Source organism: Bacillus sp. AFS053548, from assembly GCF_002575105.1.
Taxonomy (GTDB): domain Bacteria; phylum Bacillota; class Bacilli; order Bacillales; family Bacillaceae_G; genus Gottfriedia.
Map to the genome: position 1 here is coordinate 49667 of NZ_NUHI01000006.1, position 20605 is coordinate 70271.

Here is a 20605-nt window from a genome sequence, read left to right on the forward strand (position 1 = left end):
AAATTCGGAATTTTTGTTCACAAAAACTAATACCTTTAGTATTATAAAACTAAAGGTATTAGTTTTTATTATTAGGAGGTTATGAAATGAAGATTACGAAAAATAATTATCTTTATGAGTTAAGCTTTTTACCAAATTTCTTTCCTGTAAATTGTTTTTTAGTTGAAGAAGAAAACGAGCTTACATTGATTGATACAGCGCTATCTTTTAGTGCGACTAAAATTATTGAAGCAGCTAATCAAATAGGCAAAAAAATTACGAATATCGTTTTAACTCATGCTCACGGCGACCATGTTGGAGCGCTTGATCAATTAAAATCATTACTTCCAGATGCAGTCGTCTCCATTTCAAAACGAGATGCAAAATTATTAAAAGGAGACACTAGTTTAGAAGCTAGTGAGCCAGATACTCCTATAAAAGGTGCCGTTCCAAAAAATATACAAACTATTCCGGATCGTTTACTACAGGAAGGAGACACTATAGGGTCTTTAATAGCAGTTGAAGTTCCCGGTCATACACCAGGTTCAATGGCATTTTTAGATCAACGGACAAATGCAATTATCGCTGGTGATGCTTTTTCATTAAGAGGTGGTTTTGCGATCTCTGGTCAATTAAGAATTTTATTTCCTTTTCCATCAATGGCAACATGGAATAAAGATGCTGCACTAAATAGTGCTAAGAAAATTAGTGAATTAAAACCTACATTATTAGCAGTCGGTCATGGTACGATGTTAAGTCATCCACAAGAAGCCATAGACCGTGCTCTTAAAAAGCAGTAAGTGAAGGGGAATTCGTAATGTCACCAAGAATTGGATTGAATTTTAATCAATTACTCAGTACTTCAATTAAAATTGTTGATACAGAAGGATGGGAGGCTTTAACGATTAGTTATCTTGCAAAGAAACTAACGATTCAACCACCATCAATTTATAATCATATTAAGAATTTGGATGAACTAAAAAATAGTGTTGCATTACATGGAATTACACAACTTTATGAAAAACTTCGTGAATCAGTTGAAGGTAAAAATAATGAGAAAGCAATTTTTGCATTAGCTTTTGCTTATTTTGACTATGCTAGAACCCATCCTGGTTTATATAAAGCTACCTTATCTCCGTCTCAAACACCAGGTGATGAGTATCGTTTAACTGGAAATAATATATTGAACTTAATCTATGAATTATTGAAACCGTATAATTTAACCGACATTGAACTTATTCATGCGGTAAGAGGTTTAAGAAGTTTGCTTCATGGTTTTGTTTCGCTTGAAAAAAGTGATGGATTTGGTATAAATATTCCAATTGATGAAAGTGTACTTTTTGTATTGAAAAATTATGTAAGAAATTTGAAACCGGATATGCAACAATAATCAAAAGGATAGGAAGGTTAAAAACCCTCCTATCCTTATTTGTAGAATTTATAGAGAAAATACGTTTTTATTTATAATTATGCATTTACGCCATCTTTAAAGTTTTTATTCCAGTTTTTATCTCCCATATGTTCAAGATCTTCAGTAGTACGTTCTAATACGTCAATTAGTAACGTCTTCATATGGTGAATATTGTTATAAAATAATTTTTCTTCTTCTAAATCTGGTTTTGCATGATGAGCTGCCTTAATTGCTGTTTCTTCACGAAATCTTCTAACTTTTAAGTCTAACTCATCAAAGACGTGTTTTACATACTTTACAATATTTCTATGGTCTAACGTATTTCTCTCATTTAATTCTTCTAATTTGTTTACCATAGTCATTTTCCTCCATGAATTAAGATTAAAAGATTTATATTGATTATACTGAATCAATGTGAAAAAACAATATAAATTATAAATTTTTAACCATTATAATCAAAACCTTATGAATCGATTCGAGGGTCAAAATTGTATTTATTTCCATCTGATATATGCTACAATGACTTAAAAATATTTTTATTGCGAGTAGGAGGCTATTATGAAAGCAATTGTTATTCATCAATATGGAGATAGCTCTGAGTTTAAAAATGTTGAACTTTCAATTCCAAAACCATCTGGTCATCAAGTTTTAGTTAAAGTTTCTGCGACTAGTATCAATCCGATTGATACAAAGATTAGAAAAGGGATTGTACCAAATGCTTTCCATCCTAATTTTCCGATGATTTTACATAGTGATTTTTCTGGTGAAGTTGTTGAAGTTGGTGAAAATGTTTCACGTTTTTCAGTTGGAGATTTTGTTTTCGGTTTAAATGTCTTTACGGGTACTCTTTCAGATTATTTTTTAATAGAAGAATCAGTAATTGCTAAAGCTCCAAAAAATTTACCAGTTCAAGAAGCGGCAAGTTTACCATTAACAGCTATTACTGCATGGGAGGCACTTTTTGAAAGAGGTAATTTAAAACAAGGTGATCATATTTTAATTCATGGCGGGACAGGTGGTGTGGGTCATCTAGCTATCCAGTTGGCGAAAGCTTTTGGAGCTACTGTTACGACAACTATTTCATCGAAAGAAAAGGCTGACTTAGTTAAAATGCTAGGTGCGGACCATGTCATTCATTACAAGGAAGAGACCGTCCAAGAATATGTTAACCGTCTAACGGATGGGCAAGGCTTTGATCTTGTTTTTGATACTGTCGGTAAAGAAAACCTAGATAAATCATTTATTGCAGTTAAGCAAAAAGGTACTGTTTTAGCAATCGCAGCACGGTCGACTCATGATTTAACACTTTTACATAACAAATCTTTATCTTTACATGTAATTTTTATTCTGCTTACTCAAAAAACTGAGGAAGGGCGTAAAGAACATCGTGCTATTTTAAATAAAATTGCTACTTTAGTTGAAGAAGGAAAGCTAAAACCGTTGATCAATCCAAAATCTTTTACATTTGATCAAGTGAAGGACGCTCATGATTACTTTGAAAATAATGAAGTTCAATATGGTAAAGTATTAATTGAAAATAAGTAATGTTACCTAAATCCCTTTTGCATATGCATTGGGATTTTTTTTTCTTTAAACTTCTATAAGTGATCTCTAAGTTCTTAAAAATCGAACTCTTTATTAATGAAGTCAAGGTTTTGCGAAAAAAATTATGTAATTAAGTAATTTGTTTTGTGAAATCAATAAGATTAATCATTCTCTTCTCATGGTATTTAATCATTAGTGGTATATAATGGAAATATAACTCGTGGAATAAAGGATGTGAAAACGAGGTAGAAATTTTCTCCCTCTATTCAAATGAAAATAAAATTAATTATTGCTGATGATAATTCATTTATTAGAGAAGGGCTTAAAATCATATTGAGTTCTTATGAAGAGTTTGAAGTATTAGAAACCGTAAATGATGGGAATGAAGCGTTAAAATATTGTCAAAATAATGAAGTAGATGTTGCACTTTTAGATGTTCGAATGCCAAATATGAATGGTGTAGAAGCTACGAAGCATATTTCCGAGCAAACTAACACAAAGCCACTTATTTTAACGACTTTTGATGATGATGAGTACATTATTGATGCTGTTAAAAATGGCGCAAAGGGCTATTTATTAAAAAATAATGATCCAGAACGAATTCGAGAAGCAATCAAAAGTGTTTATCATGGAAATACAATCATGCAAGATTTAGTACTGGATAAAATTAGAACGAATTTAGCAAGCAATGCGAAGACGGCAGATACGAAAATAGATACGAGTTTGTTTACTCAAAGAGAGTTAGATGTAATGGCTTTAATCGCAAAAGGGTTTTCGAATAAGGAAATTTCTAAGCAAATTTATATTTCTGAAGGAACAGTTGCTAATTATATTACTTCAATTCTCGGAAAAACTGGGCTAGAACATCGTACACAAATTGCTATTTTCTATATTACTGGGAAAGTAGACTAACGCGAAGGAGTTACATATGGAGCGTTGGATTATTTTAAATAAGCTTTCTGTTATCTTGTATATAGCTCTAATTTGTATTCAAAAAGAAATTCCTAATTTCTCTTGGGTACTTTTTGGATTACTTGTTTATTTTTGTTTAAATATTAGTCTTTATTTAATAAAAAATAGATCGTTTATAAAATTTTTACTAATCTTATCAATTTGTTTAATTGTCTATTCCAATTTAAAGATTCAGCCATTATTTCTTTTACTACTGCCAATGTCAATCTTAGAGCTTGTTTCTTTTTTTACTTCGAAAAAATGGATTGGTTGTTATCTTGCACTACTTCCAATTTTCTACTTATCTAATTCTTTACAGCCTATTTATGGATTAATTTCATTATTTAGTTTTATCGTTTTTTCGCTTGTTAATTTGTATAACACCAGATTACGGTTTAAAGAAGATCAAATTGACAAAATGAGGAGTACGATTCAAAAGCTGTCAAAAAAGATAAATAACCATAATGAGTTTATTGAGCAATCGGAATATACCTTTAAATTGGAGGAACGAAATCGTATTTCTCAAGAAATACATGATAAAATAGGGCATTCAATGACAGGTGCACTATATCAAATGGAAGCAGCTAAACATTTAATGAGTACTAATCACGATAAAGCATTAGAATTGCTTCAAAATGCGATTAATATTTCAAAGGACGGAATTGAAAACATAAGACTTACTTTAAAAAATATGAAGCCTCCAACTGAACAAATGGGAATTCATCATATGAAATTATTCATAGATGAATTTTCTGCCAAGCATGATTTAAAAACATTGTTTGTCTATAAAGGAAATCTCGACCATATTACGCCAATTCAATGGAAAGTAATTCAAGAAAATGTAGTGGAGGCTTTAACAAATACGATGAAATATGCAAATGCTACAGAGGTTTCGATTGAAATACATGTCATGAATAAAATGATAAAAACAAATGTAAAAGACAATGGTAAAGGGAAAGTGAAAATTAAAAAAGGTTTAGGCATCATTGGGATGGAAGAGAGAACAGCGGCTATAAACGGGAAAATAATAGTGGATGGTCATGATGGTTTTTCAGTTACAACTTTGCTTCCAATCCAATAATTTCACATGTGATATGAATTTCTATTAAGTCCAACATGATTTTGCCTAAATAAAAACATGAATATTCTCATGTGAAAAGGGTGAACTAATACACTGATATTAGTTCACCCTTTTGCTTATAATAGCATCATACTAAAAAGCTTAAGAGGTGAGAGGATGAAAGTTTTAGAGATAAAAAATTTAACTAAAAAGTTCGGGGATTTTATAGCAGTAGATAATATGTCTTTATCAATTGAAGAAGGAGAAATTTTCGGATTTCTTGGAGCAAATGGAGCGGGAAAAAGTACGACAATTAATATTATTTCTGGGCTACTTCGAAGTAATCAAGGTACGGTAGAAATCCTAGGTAAAAACAGTAAGAAGAATAGTAAGTTCGCAAAAATGAATATTGGAATGGTACCTCAGGACTTAGCTATTTATGAAGATTTAACTGCCTATGAAAATGTTAGATTTTTCGCTGGACTATATGGTTTAAGAGGTTCGGAATTAAATGAAAGAGTAGAAGAAGCCTTACAATTTGTAGGGTTAGAAGATAAATTTAAGGAATATCCAAAAAATTTCTCTGGTGGAATGAAGAGAAGGTTAAATATTGCGTGTGCAATTGCACACCGACCTAAATTGATTATTATGGATGAACCAACTGTTGGGATTGATCCACATTCACGAAACTATATTCTTAATAGTGTACGTAAGCTTAATGAAATGGGCTGTACAATCATTTATACGAGCCATTACATGGAAGAAGTTGAAGAAATATGCTCACGTATTTCGATTATTGACCATGGAAAAATCATCGCTGAAGGAACAAAGGAACAGCTTAAATCGATTATTACGAATACAAAGGATATTCGAATTGAAGTTAAAACGGCTGAAAATATTGATGTTACGGAGCTTAAAGCGATTAATGGCGTTGAGAACGTTCATATTTTAGATAATGTTATTACGATTACTTCAGATAATGGTGTGAATAATTTAAATAAAATCATTCAACATTTTATTAATAATGAAATCGAAATCAGTTCATTACAGGAAAATGCGCCTAACTTAGAAACTGTTTTCCTTACATTAACAGGTCGAAATTTACGTGATTAACTTTATGGAAAATTATTTTATAAGGAGGCAATTAGCTTGAATATTTTTAATATTGCTTTCATGGAAATTAAGCGTGACTTTCGAGATGTAAGGAACTTATTTTTTATGTTAGCATTTCCAATCATTTTAATGCTTGTCTTAGGTACTTCACTTTCAAATGCTTTTTCAACATCAGTCCCAATTAAAGATGTGCATGTTTTATATAAAGAGCAATCAACAACTGGTGAGTTTTCGCAGTATTTTAACGAATTAATTAAAAGTACGAAAAAGTCTGGAATTCATTTTAAAAAAGCTGCGAGTAATACAAATGGAGAGAATGAAGTTAAACGAAATCATTATGATGGCTATATTTCTATTCAAGATAACGGAATTAAGCTTTATATAAATGAAGGAAACAGTGTTGAGGGTAGTGTTATTCAAGGAATGTTAACTTCTTTTGTAGATAAATATAATGTTGGCGTGGAAGTTGCAAAAGTCGATCCAACTAAAGTTAAAGAAGTCTTTTTAGGTAATTCTCATGATGATTATATTAAGGACACGTCGATTGCATCAAATAAACAGCCAGGTTCGATGGATTATTACGCGATTGCAATGACGACTATGATTGTTCTTTATGCAGCTATGTCTGCAAGTAAATTGATTACAGGAGAAAGAGTTAGAAAAACTGCTGATCGATTGATTGTTTCTCCTATTTCCAAGTTTGAGATTTTTATAGGAAAAATACTTGGAAGTTTAGTTGCTAACTTTCTGTGCATTATTGTAGTTGTCTATTTCAGTAAATTCTTTTTTAAAGCCAACTGGGGTAGCCATCTATTATTAGTCTTTATTGTTTTACTAACGGAAGTTCTTCTATCAATTAGTTTAGGGTTAGTTGTAAGTTATATAACGAAATCTAATGCATCATCTAGAGCAATCATCATGATTGTTGTTCAGCTATCTTCATTTTTTGGTGGAGCTTACTTTAAACTGGGCGATACTAGTGGGATTTTAAAATTCATTACTCAGCTTTCACCACTTACATGGGTTAATACTGCAATTACAAAAATTATTTATGCAAACGACTTGTCAGCTGCAATCCCGGCGCTTGTCTTTAATATAGGTTTTTCTTTATTATTCCTATTTCTTGCATCTATTTCTCTACAAAGAAGGGAGGGGCTGTAGGATGCAGACAGTTTTTTGGCTAATTTCGAATACTTTAAGAGCTACTTTTAAAAATAAGAAAAATATTATTATGTATATTTTAGTGCCTCTAATTGGAATTTTTATTTCCTTTCTAGCTTATGGTGGTTCCAATAAAACAATCGTTCATGTTGGGATTGTCAATGAGGATCATCAATATATTGCAAATGATACGATTAAGTTTTTAGAACACTTAGATAACGTTCGAATTGAAATAATAAACAATTCTGATGCCAATGATAAGATTGCTTCAGGATCACTTGATTGTGTTATTTCGTTTCATGATGGTTTTACAGATAGTGTACGTTCTGGTAATCCAAATCATATTCAAATATCTTCTATAAAAGGTGCTCAAATTACGAGCTTTGTAAAATCTTATTTATACAATTATATCGACAATGTTTCAGCTATTAGTAGAGTGGCAAAAACAGACCAAACTAAATTTAATCAAATGTATTCTAATTACCAAAATGCAAGCTTCAAGGTAGCAACAAAAACATTATCAGATTCATCTCAATCTGAAAATATGACGACATATAGTTTAGGCTTTTTGATTATGATTATGTTAATGTCTGCAGGGAATCTTTCTGAAATTATTTTAAAGGAAAAAGAAAATCGAATTTACTACAGACTTTTGTCAGCACCTATTAATGCTAGAAAATATATTTTCTCAAATGTTGTAGTAAATATGATTGTAATGACGCTCCAAGTAATTATTACGCTCCTCTTTATGACTAAAGTGTTTCATATCGATATTCATATTCCATTTTGGGAAGCGGCAATTGTTATGATGCTTTTTGCTTTGGTCTCAGTCGGAATCTCATTAATGATTGTGGCCTTCTCTAATAGTTCAAGATCATCTGGAGCATTGCAGAACTTAATCGTTGTTCCAACTGTTATGATCTCCGGTTGTTTCTGGCCAATCGAGATTATGCCATCATCAGTACAAAGAATTGCGGATTTTCTTCCACAAAGATGGACGTTAGAGACATTGACGAAGTTGCAACAAGGAAGTAGTTTAGGAAGCTTATATTTAAATATTTTAATCCTTCTAGTTTTTGCGGCTGCATTTTTCTTAATCGCTATCTATAAGTTTAGTCGTAATAGTTCTACTAGAAATTTTGTGTAGATATAAAAAAAATCCATCTCTTTATTTCAGAGATGGATTTTTAAGTTATTTTATTAGTCCATTGAACTACAAATTTCAATAAAATGACCGTCTGGATCTGCTACATATGCTACTGTTTGACCCCATGGTTTTGTAATTGGTTCTTTGATGATGTTTACACCTTTTGTTCGTAAATTTTCTATTATAGAATGCACATCATCAGTTACAAATCCGATTTCAAAGGTTTGGGAGGATGCCTCAGTATTTTTATAATTTAATCCAGTAAGCTCTTGAACATTGCTACGTTCAATCATTGCAAGTACGGTATTGCCAGTATCTAATTCTACATACGTACCATGATTTCCACGAATAGGAAGGCCTAAAGACTCAGTATAGAAAGTAAGAGATTTTTCTAGATTTGAAACATATAAAATTAAATACCTCATTTTCAACATTTCATTAACCTCCAGAATAGTTTAATCTCTTTTTCTTTCTACATATATAAGGTTTTTACCTTCTTACATTGGCTTTGGCAAGTGCTTATTCAAACTGATAGGTATAGAATGATTCCTTCGCAAAAAATGATTTTAATCGATCATCAGGTATATCTTCAAATTTTTCGATTTTTACAACGTCTTTTAGCATCGCTTCTGTTTGAGAACGGTGTGCTTTCATTGTTCTTAGTTTCTGGGTTGCAACATCCATTACATCATTCACGATATCTGGTTTCCCTAAAACTTCAAAGCGTTCTCTTGTAATCGCGATACACCATACTGTTGGGCGATCTTCTTTATCCATTCGTCGAACTGCTTCAACAGCAGCTCTTGCAGTTGCATCATGGTCTGGGTGGACACCATGTTCTGGATAAAAAGTAATTAATAAAGTTGGCTGAATCTCGTCGATGATTTCCTTTATTGGACTAATTACATCCTCAGGGTCTTCGAATTCAATTGTTTTATCATGGAATCCTAGCATTCTTAAATCTTGGATTCCCATTTCTCTACAAGCGTCGATTAATTCGTTTTTACGTATTGTAGGAAGTGATTCTCTTGTTGCGAAAAATGGATTTCCCATATTTCGTCCCATTTCTCCTAATGTTAAACAAGCGTATGTAACGGGAATCCCTTTATTTGTAAACTTCGAAATCGTTCCAGCAGCCCCAAAAGCTTCATCGTCAGGGTGAGGGAACACAAGTAATACTTTTTCTTGTTTTTGACTCATTTTTAGTGCTCCTCTCTTAAAATGGCGTATAGCTTAAATGTATAGCGATTGCAAGCTTTCCATCCTCATTATGACCCGCTAGTAGGAGGCGACCTTGGTCATCAACTTCAAAATCAGTTAATCCTTCTGCAACAACCCAGCCTTCTTCAAGCTTTAATCCGACACGGTATGGGTATTTACCTGTGATCGTAGCACGGCTAATGATTACTTTCGTATTTCTGATAAAGGCATTTACCGTCATTACTTTTTCATTAAAGTGATTAGCATATGCACCATTTGTAGTTTCTAAATGTAAATAGACTGTTTGATTTATATAATTTTGAAGTGCATCTTGAGCAGCACCAATTTCTAATTTTTGCATTTTCTCGTACCTCCTTTAAAAAGTATTATAATCCAACTTTCCCTAAATTGGTAATTTGTTGGCTTGTGATTTTGAACATAAAAAGATCCCTATCTAATTGGGTGATAGGGATTGGGGGGATGTGTATAACATGATTACTAAAATTTAACTGTTTAAATATTCAGTTAATTTATATTTAATATACATGATGGGAAAATATTCGTCAACCACTTTTGTTAAAAAAATTTAAAATATTCGAAAAATAAGAAAATGAGGTAATTAATGGTATCCTTTTTTATTGATAATATATGTGACTAGAACTCGACAAAAAAGACGAGTTTTAGTGTAAAATAGTCAAATTTTTACTTGTTTTACCTTTTTTTTCTTTTCTAAAAAGATATTACTTGTTAAACTAGAGTAGAATAATATTTTTAAAAGGAGGTTTTTAACGTGAAGGCAGAAGCGCGAAAACTATATAATCCACAAAGAGAAGAATTAAACAAGCCTTCTCGTAATCAATTTCCGCAGACTAAAAAAAGAAAAACAATACGAATCCATCGAATCATTTTGACAACATTATTTTTGTCTTTAATTGTCGCATCTGGAATATATATGTATAGTCAAAACAAGATCGCTTCGGCAAAGCAACATGAACTTTCAACATTACATGTTGAACAAAAAAAAGTAGCTAAAACTGAAAAAGATTTAAACAGACAGATTAGACTATTAAATGATCCGGATTTCATAGCAAACTATGCTCGTGATCAATACATGTTCTCTAAAAAAGGAGAAACAATCATCATTGTGCCGAAATCGAAAGATGATATCAGCTCAAACTAACAATTAATAACTTAAAGATTCTCATATACGTGGGAATCTTTTTTCTATATTTATTATAGAACTAACGTTCGATTTATGCAAATTTAAAGTCGAACGTACGAACTTAAATAGGAAGAAGGGTATAGGTTTTTTTCAGATAATTTACATTTTTCTCTTATAAACAGACTCTTTCTCTTATCACTTTGTTGTCTATTCAGTTCTAATTACCCATGGATTCTACAAAATTTTTACTATTCTGAAAAATACATCTTTGTTATAATTTAAATAAGCTTAAATAAGGAGGATTAACATGAAAAAGTTCATTTACGTTTTTGCTATTTTAATTGTACAAGTAATTTTGACGTTCCTTGTTAGTGTTCTCTCGGATTCATCGGCTAGTAATATTGCTATTATGGTAGGATTCGTTACGACGGTCTTCCTTTACTGGAAAACAGCTAAAAAAGTAAGTTATACTCCTCTGCAGCGGTATCAATGGTTGCGTGCTGCTGGATTAGAATTTAATGACTTACATAAAGATTTTCAAAGAAAAATTGCTATTAAAGCATCGTTAATTTATAGTTTTTCAGGTTTAGTTGTTACTTTGTATACATCACATATTTTGTTATAAGGATTAGTCAAAAAAAAATGGACAAGCATACTAATTGCTGTCCATTTTTTTATTTTTATTCCGATTCATGTTGTAGGCGTTTAATACGTCTTCTATATGCAATTGATGAAACAAGAATACTTAATTCGTATATAACTAACAATGGTAAGCTTGTCATCATATCAGATACAAAATCAGGCGGTGAAATTGCTGTTCCGATAATAATAAGGATAAAATATGCAAATCGTCGAGATTTTCTTAAAAATGCTGGTGATACGATTCCGATACTTGTTAAAAATAGTATAATGACTGGTAAATCAAAGAAAAACGCAAAAGGAACAACTAAGTTAAATAAGAAACTAAAATAGCGTTCAGCTGTGAATGTAACTGTTACTAAGTCTTCTCCGATGTCTTGTAAAAATTTTAAAACGTTTGGAAAGATGAAATAATAGCCAAATGCTAATCCACAAACGAACAATAAGAATAAAGCTGGTATGTAAAGCATTGTGCTTTTTCGTTCTTTTACATGCAAGGCCGGCTTTACAAACGCCCATATTTGGTAAGCTATGACAGGGATACTACACGCGATCGCGAATACTCCACCAATCATTAGATAAATCCAAAGGACATCACTTGGACCAAGCGCTAGAAGCTTTCCATGCAAATCTTGAACAAGGAAATTGAATATAGCTTTCGTATAATATAATCCAATCCCTAAAAAAATAACGAATGCAACAATAACTTTTATTATTCGATTTCGAAGCTCATCTAAATGGTCAATGACACTCATTTCTTTTTCTTGCATAATTTCCCCCAAAGCAAACTGTGAAAGTATTTTATTACACTTTAAAAAGCATTAATTAGCTAGCGATGTCGATTACTCGATATAGTAGCCAATTCTAGGAATAAAGTGTAGGTGCAACTACGTCTTTAGTCTTCGCCTAAAAGGCTCGCCAATCGACTAGTTTCTATAATATTGAGCTTCCTATATTTTGTCAGAAAAAAGAACAATCGTCAATGAATATAAAGACATTAATTATTCTTAAATTACCATCATTTGTTAATTTATTCATATGAAAACTAACCTTATCCGACTATAATAAAAGTATGAGTATGTAAGATAAGGATGGTATATGTTTTGGATGGAAAAAGTCATGTAATTGTAGGATTATTTGCAACTGGTGTCACAATGTATGCAACAAAAAATGATTCTATGACCGTGCCACTTATAGTTGGTGCAATCAGTAGTTTGGCTCCTGATTTAGATCATCATAATGGTTCATTAACAAAAAAAGTTTCAATGCCGCTAAAAGTTCTTTTCAGCTTATTATTTTTAGCAGTTACATTATTTATTGTTGTGAAGACAGGGAAGTTAATTTATTCTGGATCATGGATTTATGCAGTAGGTATTCTCATATTATTTATTGTTTGTGTTAGCTGGTTACGGAATTTAAAAACAATATTAATGTTAACAGGCATATTAATTGCAATTATTGGTTGGTTTTTCTTTTATGGTTATTGGTCAATCTTTGCGCTTGGATTATTTATTGCTGTTTCTTCGAGATTAAAGCATCGTGGACCTACTCATTCTCTTTACTTTTTAGCAGTTTGGAGTGGAATTTGTTATTTGCTGCAAAAAGACTTAATGATAAATGGATTATGGTTAGCTGGTACAGTCGGTTATTTTTCTCACCTATTAGCGGATCAGTTGTTTACAAAACAAAGAATTAAGTGGTTATAGACCTCTTTAATTGTCACATTTTTTTATTAAAAAAGATCCATACTAAGAAAGATGTGATGATGAAAGAAGGGTCGATATTGAAAAAAATAAATTCTCTAATATCCATGTGGATTTTGTTTTTTATGCTTGCTTTGTCACTCCCGGTTGATGCAAGTAGTAATACGTATAACCATCAACGTATTAAAGTAAATACTAATTCCTTTGTTTCTAGCAAACAACCATCAACGCATCTTGCAATTAGGAGATCGTATCGTTCTAATAGAAGTTATCGACCAACAGCACCTAGGTCGAGCTATCGATCGTATAGAAGTCCAGGAAGGAATTTTTTAGGGTATGCAGGTGCATTTGGGTTAGGCTCGCTTTTTGGATCGATGCTAAACCCATTTGGTGGCTACTATGGTGGTCAGCAGTTTGGTTTTTCATTTTTTGGATTACTATTAGATTTTTTAGTAATAATAGTGATTATTTGGTTTATTAAGAAAATTTTTCGTAGAAACCGATATTAACTCTCCCCTTTTAAGGTGACTTGTGAAGATCTATTTTGATGAACAAGATGTTGCCAATGCAATTTGTGTATATGTGGCTGATTTAGAAGGGATTCGCCCAGAAAGTGTGCAAATTGAGTTTCAATTTGATGAGAATGACGGGGTAAGCTGCCAAGTCTCGGCCAATTATCGGAACGTATTGTATTTTGAGCAACAAATATCTGACGCAATTGGTTTTTACTTGGAAGAGATTCATCGTTTTTCATCCTATGCAATGGAAATCATTATTGGTTTTGATGAAGAAGATGGAATTACGAGTGAAATATCATTTATCTATTCATAAAACCCGAGAAAGAACGTCCTGTTCTTTCTCGGGTTTTTTCGATTGCTTAGACATAATTCGTTACGTATTCGTAAACAATATCTTGTACTAATTCATGTAATTCACGGTCATCATTTAATTGTTCGGTAACGATTTGTTCGTACAGTTTATCTAGCATATCAGCTGTAATCCACTGTTCGTGTTCTCCTCTATATTGCATTAACGCTCGTTTAATCATCTGCTTTACAAACTGTCCATCCACTTTTAGTCTTTCCTCCCTTAAGCTAATTTTAGTATAGCTAAAATTTTGTATTGTTCCTAGCGAAAAAATTTTATTGAAATCGAACGTATATTCGTTTAATATATGTTTATAATAAAAATAAGAACATTAGTTCTGCTATTTTTTGGAAAATCGGAGTGATATGTATGAGCATTTGTTATGAAGAGTTACCACATCATCGGATATTATGCATCGATATGAAGAGCTTTTATGCAAGTTGTTCTGCGGTCATGCTCGAATTAGATCCATTAGAATGTTATTTAGCAGTTGTTGGAGATGTGGAGAGGGAAGGAAGTATCGTACTTGCAGCTTCTCCGCGATTAAAAAAGGAATTTGGGATTAAAACAGGATCAAGGGTTTTTGAAATACCAAAAGATCCGCGAATCAAAATTGTAAATCCTTCAATGTCAAAATATCTAGAAATCTCAACGAACATAGTAAAGTTATTAAATGAATTTGCACCTTTAGAGGATCTACATGTATATAGTGTTGATGAATGTTTTTTAAAGGTGGATGGAGTGAAGAGATTATGGGGGGATGCATGGGAGATTGCCGAAAAAATTCGTACTGAGATTATGGCAAGATTTCAATTACCTTGTTCGATTGGGATTGGACCGAACATGCTTTTGTCGAAGCTCTGCTTAGATTTAGAAGGAAAAAAAGATGGGATAGCGGAGTGGACTTATGAAGATGTAGAAAAAAAACTATGGCAGGTGAGTCCTCTTAGTGAAATGTGGGGAATCGGTAAAAGAACCGAACGAACTTTAAATACAATGGGTATTTTTACCGTAGGACAGTTAGCGAAATATCCTCTTCATTTGCTGGAGAAGAAATTCGGAGTGATGGGAAATCAACTATATCATCATGCGTGGGGAGTAGATCTATCTGAGCTAGGTGCGCCAATAATGAACGGACAAATTAGCTTTGGTAAAAGCCAAATATTAATGAGAGATTATACGAAAGTCGAAGAAATTAAATTTGTTATTCGTGAAATGTGTGAAGAGGTTGCACGCCGAACTCGTAATGCTAGAAAGGCAGGGCGTACGATTACATTAGGAATTGGATATAGTCGGGAAGAATTCGGTGGAGGATTTTCACATGCGTTTACAATGGATGAACCTACAAATATTACTTCAGATTTGTATGAAATCTGTACAAAACTATTTGATCGATATTATGAAGGGAAGACAGTTCGGCAAATTCTCATTTCTCTTTCGAATATTGTAAGTGATGAAATCATGCAGTTAAATTTGTTTGATCAGAAAAAACCTCAAAAGCGCAATTTAGGATATGTGATGGACGCAGTCCGAAAAAAATACGGATCATCTTCGCTCCTCTGGGCTGTTTCTTATGCGGAAGGAGGAACAGCACTTGCCCGAAGCAAGCTGGTAGGTGGACATAAAGGTTAAAAATTTCCTTTTGTCCTTTTCCCCTGCAAGTGAAAGCCACTAGTTCTACCTAAGGTAAAAAGAGAAGAAAAGGAGAAGAATGCCGATGATTCGTGACCGTGGCACAATTAAATGGACGTCAATGATGTTACCAGAACATGTAAAAATGCTTCGTGATTGGAAAGTATCACAAAATTATGAACAACAAAAAGATGTAGATGAACAACTATTAGAGGAAATGAACCGTCATCTTCAACAGGCAATTCACGAAGATGAAAGTGTACAAATTACTTATTATAAAGACCACTATCACCATAATGTAAAAGGAAAAATAGGGAAAATTAATTTACACCAAAATAGGTTATCTATTTATGAAGAACAAGCTGGATATATGGAGCTGTTATTAAGTGATATTGTGGATGTGAAGATTGGATCTTGAACAGTCCAAAAAAATAATTAACCATTAACGAAAATCCCCCCTTTTTTAAGTACATATACATCGAAAGGGGGAGTTGAAAATGGCACAAATTGCTACTCAACAACTAACATTGTATGTAAATTTACATGCAGGAAAAGATGCACAAGGAAAAATCATTATCAAGAGGAAGGCATATAAAAATGTCCGAGTTGATATTGATTTAGTGAAGCTAAGTGAAATCGGTAATGCCTTAGCATCATTGCAAGATCTACCGTTAGTAGAGCTAGAAGTATTAAGCAATGGACTACTTTTAAACAGTTTATAAAAAAGGAGGAAAGCGATATGATTCAAACATTAGAACTCAAATTTTTGAATGAAAACGAAAAGGTTGTTACGCTAACAGTAGACAATCCAACAATTCCAGTTAATCCAACACTAATCAATCAAGTAATGGATAAAATTGTAGCAAACAACGTATTCACCTCTACAAGTGGAATTGTCGTAGCCAAACAAGGCGCACGCTTGGTTGGTAAGGAGATTATTGAGATAGAGTTATAAGCTCTATTAGGGAAAGAGTTTTGTAGTCAGTTTTTAGACCTTCTGAAATTTATGTAGATGAATTACAAAAAACTTAATTAGACTGATTGCAAGCGCTTGTCTTTCGAGGCGCGGAGTTACCATAGACGGTAATGAGCACCGCAGACAGGCGAAGTAACGAAGAAAGCGAGCGGTTGGCGGGCAGTCTAAAGACCTTCTGAATGCAGAAGGTCTTTTTTTGCGTTATAATAATAAAGAATGAAATCATAAAATAGAAAATAGTTAAATTGTAATAAGAATGCTTTAGTAGAATTGGGGAATAGTTAGCATTCAGATTATAAGAGAATAGTAGAAAAGGAGAGAACGACATGGCACTAATTGCAATTGATATGGATGGTACACTGGTAAATGGTAAGAATGGAATACCAATGGAAAATATTGAAAGCATCAGGGCGGCACAAAAGGAAGGAATCCATGTTGTCATTTCTACAGGTAGAATGTATGAAAGTGCAAAGGAAGTATTAGATGAAGCTGGTCTAACTTGTCCAATTGTCTGTTTAAATGGCTCTCAAATATATGACTATGAAGCGAAAATTTTGCACAACGATTCAATGGATAAAGAAATTTTTGCGAAAGCCTTAAGCATATGTGAAGCGGAAAATAAAACATTTATTATTAGTACTAGTGAAGGATCATTTACAAAGTGTCGAGATACACTATATGATGAATTTTTTACTGATAAGCAAACTGGCAAGACACACAAAGTGACAGCTACTTTAAGAAAGGTTCGAACTTACTCTTCTATTGAAGATTTTAATGATCTTGATGTATATAAAATATTATTTCTTTCCAAGAATGAAGAGGTTATTAGTCGCATTCGTCAAAAACTAATGCAAGAAGAGGGACTACTAATTACTTCGTCGGGCTCAAATAACGTTGAAATTAATGCAGCAAATGTAAGTAAAGGAGCGGCATTATTAAAGCTTGCACCAATCCTTGGAGTAGATTTAAATGAGAGCATGGCAATTGGAGATAGTTTTAATGATGTTTCTATGTTTAATCGAGTAGGTTTTCCAGTAGCTATGGGAAATGCGAAAGAAGAACTAAAAAGCTACTGTACATTTGTTACAAAAACAAATGAAGAAGCAGGAGTAGCCCATGCAATCTATCATTTTTTAGATCAAAAACAAAAATTGAAGCAAAGTTAATTAAATTCAGTTTGTTGACCGGCAATAGAGGGAGTTCAAAAGTCAAGGTACTTTTGAACTCCCTTTTTTTATGGGATATTTTGCTGATTTTCTTTGGTTCTGCTAAAGTCGATGTTGATTTTCCTTATCTAATTAAATGGCAGGATAGTTTAAAAAGAGTTATTCGAATTTATGATAAAATTTAGAATAAAAAGGAGGGGGAAATAATGAAGTTTTATCTTGCATCAAGTCTTAAAAATATGGAATTGGTTAGGTATGTTAGTAAAATTTTAATAGAAAAAGGATTCATTAATACATATGATTGGACAACAAATGAAAACGTTACAACACTTGAAGAACTAAAAGTAATAGGTCAAAAAGAGAAGGAAGCTGTAATTAAAGCTGATTTTGTTGTTGTTTTGTTTCCAGCAGGAAAAGGAAGCCATATTGAATTAGGTATCGCTCTTGGAAGTGGTAAAAAAGTCTATTTATATTCACCAAACAAAGAAGTAGATAATTTTGAAACTACGAGTACATTTTACCATTTGCCTGAAATCGAAAAATGCTTTGGTACAATAGAAGATTTAGTGACAAGTATAGAGTCTAAATCAAAAAAAGTATTGAACTAACGCATGCGATAGTTGAAGATCACGAATCACAAAAGTGGCTCGTTTATTATTGAACAAAATGGCAGTTTAGTTGAACAAGGTTGCATAGGAAATGGGATTATTTACTTTAGAAATTATGGAGAAATTTCTGTTGAAATTGAGAATTGAATAATATTAAATTACAAAATTATGATGCTAAGTTTTTTCTCAGAAGGGATAAAAATGAAACGGTTATATAGTTTTTTAATGTATTTTTTGGTTTTATTTATAGGGGATTTAGTAATAAACGCAATTTTTAAAGATGGTTTAAATGTCTTTACATCCTTTTCTGTGGCATTAGGTTTTTCTTTGGGAATTACGGGTATTAGTTTCATTAGAAAATCAAAATTAGTAAAAGACGATCTAAAAGGAATCGCAAAACTAATGTATCAGGATGTTTCAGATGATTATTGGGACAAAGAGAACCTTACTAAAAAAAAATTTAGATTTCTCTATCGAAAGCATTCGTTATATTGATTTGTATATTACAAGATTAATGAATACTGAAGTGGGAAATGAACTGTTGATTGAGCATTTAGACAATTTTGTATTTCGAATAGGTGCATATATAGGTAAAGTCATTAAAGTTAAAATCAAACAGGATTTTTACTGGTATGAATTTGACTCTGTTATAAATCATTCTTCCATACTTGATGGAGTATATAGCTGTTTCAAACCACAAACTGTTCTTTACTCTAAAAAAAGAGATGTAGTTATATCACCTTTATTAGTGGTATCACAATTCTTAGAAGGAAACTCAGCCTATCCAAATTTCTTAATTTATGTTGAAGAAATGGTTAGGGGAAATTCTTAAATATTAAATTTGATAATAATAAATTCAAAAACAAAACGTGAAAACCTTATGCAACTAACGCATGCGCTAGTTGAACAAATCAAGGAAGCCGATGATCTTTCGGCTCCCATTTTAATATCAGGTGGTTAGTATTAAAGTACTTCCTTATTCAAAAATAAGAATATCTAATTTTTCTTGGTAAAATTTATTAATTATAATGAAATTAAGATATGGTAAAAAGGAACTTATAGAAAATCACAAATTTTTAATCTTTATCTTAGCATCTTTCAACTATGATTGTTTGGAAAAATTATAATTTAAGGTGAAAATATGGAAATATGAGATTAATTTATAAGTTATTTATTATTATTCGGATGAAAAATTATTGGAGTATATATGAATTATATTATATTTTTATTTGTTGCAATTATAATTAATGCTTTAGCCATTTTTTGTTTATTTATTTTAGACAAACAAAATAATAAGAAACGAATTAGAAAAAATAAACAGATAGAACATAAATAATGAAAAAGCATATCAAGTAACATTTACTGAGATTTGGCAAAAAGCAAAACTTAGGAGCTAATTGATCAATTAGTTCCTATTTCTGTATTTAGCAGTTTTGTTAACAAATTGTAAATTTTATATTTTAAAGTAAAAGCATTTCCTTGTAATGAGAAATGCTTTTTATTTTGGTTTAAAATTAAAAGATATTCAATAACAATAATAATATAATAAAAAAAGATATAAATTTATTGTAAAACAATAAAACATGCGTTAAAGTCGTATTATTATTACAAGTGAGGTGTTTTAAATGAATGTTAGAAGAGGTTCTGCCACTTTCTTAAAGGTCATTATTTTTCTGGTTGGAATTGCAGTGTTTACTTTGTGTATTTATTGGATGCCTGTATTAACCATTAAAGATATAAAAGCACATCCAGGTGGGGATTACTCGCTATATCCCCTCTTAGTATGTGCTTATGGAATCTGTATTACATTTTCTTTTACGTTGTATCAAGTATATAAACTATTAACCTATATCGAAAAGAACAACGCTTTCTCCGAGTTATCTCTTAAATCTTTGAAGGTTATAAAAAAGTGTGCTTTTACAGCCATTTTCTTCATTGTGTTAATGATAATAAGCTTAAAGATGATTTCTAAAATAACAGGAGATGATGCAGCAGGTCCTATATCGCTAAGTCTGATGGGTATTTTAGCAACAAGTATCATAACAGCCATTGTGGACGTACTTCAAAAGCCATTAAAAAATTTCCTAGATAAAAAATAGATATAACTTTATTATTAATTTCTCTACCAATGAGCAAAAAATGATAATGGAACTGTATTCTTTTTCCTTGGAAAATTAATAGGGGATAATATCATTCGGCGGTCTTTTTTATTGTACTAAAATTCAATAAGGATAAATTATATTTTCTACTTTAAGTAGCACTTTCTAGCCCTTAGTGCTTCTTTT

The 20605-nt window shown here is 31.9% G+C and carries 27 protein-coding genes; 21 read left to right on the forward strand and 6 right to left on the reverse strand.

Annotated features, from left to right (window positions below; genetic code table 11):
• Positions 1-86: 86 nt before the first annotated feature.
• Together CN946_RS03980 and CN946_RS03985 are read left to right on the forward strand one after the other, a co-directional pair.
• The gene (locus CN946_RS03980) at positions 87-779 is read left to right on the forward strand and encodes an MBL fold metallo-hydrolase (RefSeq protein ID WP_098859998.1); all 693 of its coding nucleotides are present in this window, start codon (positions 87-89) and stop codon (positions 777-779) included.
• 17 nt (positions 780-796) lie between these two features.
• Entirely contained in the window at positions 797-1369 is a 573-nt protein-coding gene (locus CN946_RS03985; RefSeq protein WP_098859999.1) for a TetR/AcrR family transcriptional regulator, read from the forward strand.
• A 77-nt stretch (positions 1370-1446) separates the two neighbouring features.
• Here CN946_RS03985 and CN946_RS03990 read toward each other — a convergent pair whose 3' ends face one another.
• On the reverse strand, positions 1447-1746 hold the full coding sequence (locus CN946_RS03990; protein ID WP_098860000.1) for a hypothetical protein: 300 nt from the start codon (positions 1744-1746) through the stop codon (positions 1447-1449).
• A gap of 202 nt (positions 1747-1948) precedes the next feature.
• On the opposite strand from CN946_RS03990, the gene CN946_RS03995 reads away from it, so the two are divergent.
• From CN946_RS03995 to CN946_RS04020, 6 genes are all read left to right on the forward strand, one after another.
• Positions 1949-2935: a zinc-dependent alcohol dehydrogenase family protein gene (locus CN946_RS03995; protein ID WP_098860001.1), complete on the forward strand. Its 987-nt coding sequence runs from the start codon at positions 1949-1951 to the stop codon at positions 2933-2935.
• 270 nt (positions 2936-3205) lie between these two features.
• Positions 3206-3847, forward strand: a complete 642-nt coding sequence (locus CN946_RS04000; RefSeq protein ID WP_098860002.1) for a response regulator transcription factor — start codon at positions 3206-3208, stop codon at positions 3845-3847.
• Between the two features lie 16 nt (positions 3848-3863).
• The gene (locus tag CN946_RS04005) at positions 3864-4967 is read left to right on the forward strand and encodes a sensor histidine kinase (RefSeq protein ID WP_098860003.1); all 1104 of its coding nucleotides are present in this window, start codon (positions 3864-3866) and stop codon (positions 4965-4967) included.
• Between the two features lie 156 nt (positions 4968-5123).
• The gene (locus CN946_RS04010; RefSeq protein ID WP_098860004.1) at positions 5124-6059 is read left to right on the forward strand and encodes an ABC transporter ATP-binding protein; all 936 of its coding nucleotides are present in this window, start codon (positions 5124-5126) and stop codon (positions 6057-6059) included.
• A gap of 36 nt (positions 6060-6095) precedes the next feature.
• Positions 6096-7220, forward strand: a complete 1125-nt coding sequence (locus CN946_RS04015) for an ABC transporter permease (RefSeq protein WP_098860005.1) — start codon at positions 6096-6098, stop codon at positions 7218-7220.
• 1 nt (position 7221) lies between these two features.
• Positions 7222-8367: an ABC transporter permease gene (locus tag CN946_RS04020; RefSeq protein ID WP_098860006.1), complete on the forward strand. Its 1146-nt coding sequence runs from the start codon at positions 7222-7224 to the stop codon at positions 8365-8367.
• Between the two features lie 53 nt (positions 8368-8420).
• On the opposite strand, the gene CN946_RS04025 is transcribed toward CN946_RS04020, so the two are convergent.
• The 3 genes from CN946_RS04025 to CN946_RS04035 all read right to left on the reverse strand — a co-directional run bounded on the left by CN946_RS04025 (position 8421) and on the right by CN946_RS04035 (position 9928).
• Positions 8421-8801, reverse strand: coding sequence for a VOC family protein (locus CN946_RS04025; protein ID WP_286133810.1), 381 nt, complete (start codon positions 8799-8801; stop codon positions 8421-8423).
• Between the two features lie 85 nt (positions 8802-8886).
• On the reverse strand, positions 8887-9567 hold the full coding sequence (gene bshB2, locus CN946_RS04030) for a bacillithiol biosynthesis deacetylase BshB2 (RefSeq protein ID WP_098860007.1): 681 nt from the start codon (positions 9565-9567) through the stop codon (positions 8887-8889).
• Positions 9568-9583: 16 nt separating this feature from the next.
• Positions 9584-9928, reverse strand: a complete 345-nt coding sequence (locus CN946_RS04035) for a YojF family protein (protein WP_056475499.1) — start codon at positions 9926-9928, stop codon at positions 9584-9586.
• Positions 9929-10357: 429 nt separating this feature from the next.
• Between CN946_RS04035 and CN946_RS04040 the strand changes: the two genes are divergently transcribed.
• Both CN946_RS04040 and CN946_RS04045 read left to right on the forward strand, forming a co-directional pair.
• Positions 10358-10747: an FtsB family cell division protein gene (locus CN946_RS04040; RefSeq protein WP_098860008.1), complete on the forward strand. Its 390-nt coding sequence runs from the start codon at positions 10358-10360 to the stop codon at positions 10745-10747.
• Positions 10748-11036: 289 nt separating this feature from the next.
• Complete coding sequence (locus tag CN946_RS04045) at positions 11037-11354, forward strand: hypothetical protein (RefSeq protein ID WP_056475504.1); 318 nt, start codon at positions 11037-11039, stop codon at positions 11352-11354.
• Between the two features lie 55 nt (positions 11355-11409).
• On the opposite strand, the gene tatC is transcribed toward CN946_RS04045, so the two are convergent.
• Positions 11410-12138 carry a twin-arginine translocase subunit TatC gene (tatC, locus tag CN946_RS04050; RefSeq protein WP_069033400.1) on the reverse strand — a complete coding sequence of 243 codons (729 nt, stop codon included), beginning with the start codon at positions 12136-12138 and terminating at the stop codon, positions 11410-11412.
• 333 nt (positions 12139-12471) lie between these two features.
• Here tatC and CN946_RS04055 point away from each other — a divergent pair, with 333 nt between their 5' ends.
• The 3 genes from CN946_RS04055 (at position 12472) to CN946_RS04065 (ending at position 13902) form a co-directional block, all read left to right on the forward strand.
• Entirely contained in the window at positions 12472-13074 is a 603-nt protein-coding gene (locus CN946_RS04055; RefSeq protein ID WP_176547199.1) for a metal-dependent hydrolase, read from the forward strand.
• 77 nt (positions 13075-13151) lie between these two features.
• Positions 13152-13580, forward strand: coding sequence for a hypothetical protein (locus CN946_RS04060; protein WP_098860010.1), 429 nt, complete (start codon positions 13152-13154; stop codon positions 13578-13580).
• A gap of 22 nt (positions 13581-13602) precedes the next feature.
• Positions 13603-13902 (forward strand): DUF2653 family protein, encoded by a 300-nt coding sequence (locus CN946_RS04065; RefSeq protein WP_098860011.1) that lies wholly within the window; start codon positions 13603-13605, stop codon positions 13900-13902.
• Between the two features lie 46 nt (positions 13903-13948).
• On the opposite strand, the gene CN946_RS04070 is transcribed toward CN946_RS04065, so the two are convergent.
• Positions 13949-14143, reverse strand: coding sequence for a YqzH family protein (locus tag CN946_RS04070; RefSeq protein WP_098860012.1), 195 nt, complete (start codon positions 14141-14143; stop codon positions 13949-13951).
• 164 nt (positions 14144-14307) lie between these two features.
• On the opposite strand from CN946_RS04070, the gene CN946_RS04075 reads away from it, so the two are divergent.
• The 8 genes from CN946_RS04075 to CN946_RS04110 all read left to right on the forward strand — a co-directional run bounded on the left by CN946_RS04075 (position 14308) and on the right by CN946_RS04110 (position 20419).
• Entirely contained in the window at positions 14308-15570 is a 1263-nt protein-coding gene (locus CN946_RS04075; RefSeq protein ID WP_098429314.1) for a Y-family DNA polymerase, read from the forward strand.
• Positions 15571-15655: 85 nt separating this feature from the next.
• Positions 15656-15988: a YolD-like family protein gene (locus CN946_RS04080; RefSeq protein ID WP_056475525.1), complete on the forward strand. Its 333-nt coding sequence runs from the start codon at positions 15656-15658 to the stop codon at positions 15986-15988.
• Positions 15989-16067: 79 nt separating this feature from the next.
• The gene (locus CN946_RS04085; RefSeq protein WP_098860013.1) at positions 16068-16292 is read left to right on the forward strand and encodes a DUF1659 domain-containing protein; all 225 of its coding nucleotides are present in this window, start codon (positions 16068-16070) and stop codon (positions 16290-16292) included.
• A 17-nt stretch (positions 16293-16309) separates the two neighbouring features.
• Positions 16310-16525 (forward strand): DUF2922 domain-containing protein, encoded by a 216-nt coding sequence (locus CN946_RS04090; protein WP_056475532.1) that lies wholly within the window; start codon positions 16310-16312, stop codon positions 16523-16525.
• 347 nt (positions 16526-16872) lie between these two features.
• On the forward strand, positions 16873-17712 hold the full coding sequence (locus tag CN946_RS04095; RefSeq protein ID WP_098860014.1) for a Cof-type HAD-IIB family hydrolase: 840 nt from the start codon (positions 16873-16875) through the stop codon (positions 17710-17712).
• A gap of 206 nt (positions 17713-17918) precedes the next feature.
• Positions 17919-18320: a nucleoside 2-deoxyribosyltransferase gene (locus CN946_RS04100; protein ID WP_098860015.1), complete on the forward strand. Its 402-nt coding sequence runs from the start codon at positions 17919-17921 to the stop codon at positions 18318-18320.
• 421 nt (positions 18321-18741) lie between these two features.
• Positions 18742-19152 (forward strand): hypothetical protein, encoded by a 411-nt coding sequence (locus CN946_RS04105; RefSeq protein WP_286133811.1) that lies wholly within the window; start codon positions 18742-18744, stop codon positions 19150-19152.
• A gap of 793 nt (positions 19153-19945) precedes the next feature.
• The gene (locus CN946_RS04110) at positions 19946-20419 is read left to right on the forward strand and encodes a DUF2975 domain-containing protein (RefSeq protein WP_098860016.1); all 474 of its coding nucleotides are present in this window, start codon (positions 19946-19948) and stop codon (positions 20417-20419) included.
• Positions 20420-20605 lie beyond the last annotated feature (186 nt).